The following is a 3,404-nucleotide window of genomic DNA, read 5'->3' as shown; positions in this document are numbered from 1 at the left end:
ATCAAATTGGAGAATTGCTAAATGAGAAGAGAAAATTACGAATTACAAAATTCAGATATGCAACAAGAATCATGGCGTATATTTAGAATAATGGGAGAATTTGTAGAAGGTTTTGAGACTATGTCTTATTATAAAAACTGCGTGACGATTTTCGGAAGCGCAAGAACAAAACCCGAACATCCTCACTATAAGGCGGCTTACGAAACGGCGAAATTACTCGCAAAAAATAAATACGACATAATAACGGGAGGCGGACCTGGAATAATGGAAGCGGGAAACAGAGGCGCTTACGATGCCAACGGAAACTCGATTGGATTATGCATAGAACTTCCGTATGAACAAAAAACCAATCCTTATGTTAAAGAAGAAATTAAATTCAGATATTTTTTTGCAAGAAAAGTTATGTTCGTAAAATACGCGAAGGCTTTGATAATATTTCCCGGCGGATTTGGAACTATGGACGAAATGTTTGAAACCTTAACTTTAATACAAACTAAAGTATTGCATAGAATTCCAGTGATAGTTTACGGAAAAGAATTTTATAAAGACCTTTTGGGATGGATAAAAAAAGATATGATTAAAGAAAAATATATAGACAATGAAGATTTGGATTTGCTTCATTTTATGGAAACTCCGAAAGAGGCTTTGAATATAATTAAAAATTTTTATAAGAATAAATAATTATAAATGAAAATTTTAATAATATTTTTTTTAATGGGAAATTTTCTTTTCGCTCAACTTCCCGCATTTTTCGATTTGAACGGTTATAAGAGTTTAAAATTCGCAATGAGCGAGGAAGAAGCGAACGATAAAATTACCAATTATAATTTAATTCTATACGCCGATTTTTTTGAAACCGTAGAATTAAACGATAATACTTTGCTTAATATTTATAAAAACGATAAAGACGAAACCGCCTATTATTTATATTTTCACGATAATTATTTATATAGAATAGAAATCTGCAATCATATAGGATACAGTTATAATAATCCGAGATTTTCTTATCCATCGGAAAAATCTAAAATAGACGATATAAAAGAAAAATTAATCGGAGAGTTCGGCGAAGTTTCAAAAACCGACATTAAATACTATACTTTTTACGACAAACCTTTTGAAGAATATATTTTATGGTGGACATCCGATTTGGTTTCGGTGTCGTTATATATAAAGCCCGATTTGGAGACTTTGGATAAAACGATAAAAAAATATTCTTATCGAATTTCTTTTTACGATGAAATCAAAATGAAAAAAATCCGCAAAAAGTAATTATAATCCGTTTCCGAGTTTTACTCCTAATTGCAAACCTATATCTAAAGAAGATAAATGCCTATTTTCAATATAAACTTTTTCAGTTCCTCTCGCGTCCAAATTAAAATCTCCGCCAATATAAGCGCCGAATAGAATCGCAATCTTTTCGGAAAAATAAAAAGAATAATCGAACGAAAATTTAACATAAGTTATAAGAGCGTTTTTAAAAATGCTATCCAATTGGTCAACGTTATATTTTGTCATAGTTTCGCTTTTTACATTGTTAACATAACTTTCCGCAGTATGAATCAATTGAAAAGGAATTTTGATTCCTATTCCGAAACCTACCGCATAATTTCCTTTGTGAAATTTAGGAAGTATTCCAAGTTGCATATTTTCAAAAGTATAATATTCTTTTATGTCGTTTCCTTTTATTGCGAAAGTGTCATGCGAATATCCGACATCCGCTAATAAACTTATTCCTTTTTCGCCATCTCCTATCAAATATCCAACCTGCAATGTCAATCCCGAATCGAAACCTACGGAAGATTTTCTTTGAGCGTAATTGTCTTTATATGTTTGAGGAGCGTCCGAAGAGAAACGAACTTTATAAAATCCGAAACTCGCTCCGATTGGAATATTTAATCCGAATTGCCATCCGCTGCTTGCAAAAGATTCTTTAGCAAATACTATACTAAAAATTAAAGCCGTTATAAAAATTGTTCTTTTCATGAAATTCTCCTTTCATTTTATTTTTCTTTTTTATTTTTTTTATTATTTAAATTATTATTAAATTCTATTTCTTTAGCTTCGAGCCATAATTTATCCAAATCGTAATATTCCCTTCCTTCTTTCGTAAATATATGAATAACCAAAAAACCGTAATCGCTTAAATGCCAAAGAGATTCGGAAGTATTTTCGTTTTCAGAATAAGGCAATATTCCCTCTTCTTTCAATTCTTTATAAACCGCGTCCGCTCCCGCTTTCATTTGTGGCGAAGATGAAGCCGTAGCTAAAATAAAAAAATCCGACAAAGAAGTTATATTGTCCAAATCCAAAACTTTTATCTCCTCGAGTTTTTTATCGTCTAAAATTTTAGCGGCTTTCAAAGTTATATCTTTAGCTTTTTCTCTGTCGATAAATTTTTTATTAATTTTTTTATTCGCTCTATTTTCGTTAATGTTTTTTTCAATATTTTTTTTAATGTTTTTATCTTGTGATTTCATAATAATCGTTCCCCAATATTAAAACGGCGTTATTTAAAAGTCTTCTGTCCGTTTTTGCGTAAACTCTATTTATTCTGCATTCTCTCGCCACTATAAAACTTTTTTCAATTTGTCCGTTCCTTATAAGAACCACGCTTTCGTTCAAATTATTTATTCTAAAATTTCCGTATTCTCCCGCCTTAAAACCTCTATATCTCATTCTTATGCTTATTCTGTCGGCAAGTCCTCCGATTCCCGTGCCGTTCAAAACTATCAAACTTACATCTTCCGTTTCAAGTTCGCTTTTTTGAGTTTTAAGTCCCACATATAAAGTCAAATCGTCCAACTGTTTAATCAAAGCTTCTCCTTCCAATATGGGAGTTAATAATCCTCGCTCGTTCATATTCGCGTCCGCAGATTCCACAATCAAAGTTCTTTCGCTACTGTTTGCCAACATATCGAATAAAATTTTAATATCTGGCGGGCGTAAATTCGATTTCATTCTTGAAGCTATTTTGTCTCTCATATCTTTTGAAAGCATTATATTTTTAAGTTCGGGATTTTGTATGATTCCTATCATAGAATTTATAATAATGTCTTCCAATCGGTATAAAGTTTCTATTTCCTCATAACCCGCCATAGTCAAATAATGCAAGTAAGAAACGACTTTGTTTCCGTAAAAAATCCATTCTCCTATATCGAAAGATAGATTTTCTTCGTTAATTGGCTCTTCAATATACATTCTCACTCCGCCAATCAAATCTACAATATCCGAAATTTGATTATTATCAACGGTTATTTTATAAGCAATTTTTTTTCCCGTAGTAATTTCAATCGCTTTAAAAACTTCTCGCCTTCCTCCATTTTTATATAATTCGGACAAAGAAATATTCGCTTCTCTTTTATTTCTCCATAACGCCAGATTTTTCTTTCTCCATAACGCCAGAT

The 3,404-nt window shown here is 31.4% G+C and carries 5 protein-coding genes; 2 read left to right on the top strand and 3 right to left on the bottom strand.

The window, feature by feature from the left end:
- The first annotated feature begins 21 nt into the window (after positions 1-21).
- On the top strand, positions 22-681 hold the full coding sequence (locus EZH24_RS08940) for an LOG family protein (protein ID WP_137998814.1): 660 nt from the start codon (positions 22-24) through the stop codon (positions 679-681).
- Between the two features lie 33 nt (positions 682-714).
- The gene (locus EZH24_RS08935; protein ID WP_236847140.1) at positions 715-1,269 is read left to right on the top strand and encodes a hypothetical protein; all 555 of its coding nucleotides are present in this window, start codon (positions 715-717) and stop codon (positions 1,267-1,269) included.
- Here EZH24_RS08935 and EZH24_RS08930 read toward each other — a convergent pair whose 3' ends face one another.
- The 3 genes from EZH24_RS08930 to EZH24_RS08920 all read right to left on the bottom strand — a co-directional run.
- Entirely contained in the window at positions 1,270-1,983 is a 714-nt protein-coding gene (locus EZH24_RS08930; protein WP_137998812.1) for a hypothetical protein, read from the bottom strand.
- 17 nt (positions 1,984-2,000) lie between these two features.
- Positions 2,001-2,477, bottom strand: a complete 477-nt coding sequence (gene rsfS / locus EZH24_RS08925) for a ribosome silencing factor (protein WP_170310855.1) — start codon at positions 2,475-2,477, stop codon at positions 2,001-2,003.
- Positions 2,461-3,404, bottom strand: a 944-nt coding sequence (locus EZH24_RS08920; protein ID WP_137998811.1) for an LCP family protein, incomplete at its 5' end; no start/stop codon positions are given. The genes EZH24_RS08920 and rsfS, both read right to left, overlap by 17 nt.

This window comes from Brachyspira catarrhinii, from assembly GCF_005518285.1.
Lineage (GTDB): Bacteria > Spirochaetota > Brachyspiria > Brachyspirales > Brachyspiraceae > Brachyspira > Brachyspira catarrhinii.
This window is presented reverse-complemented; position numbering and strand designations above follow the sequence as displayed.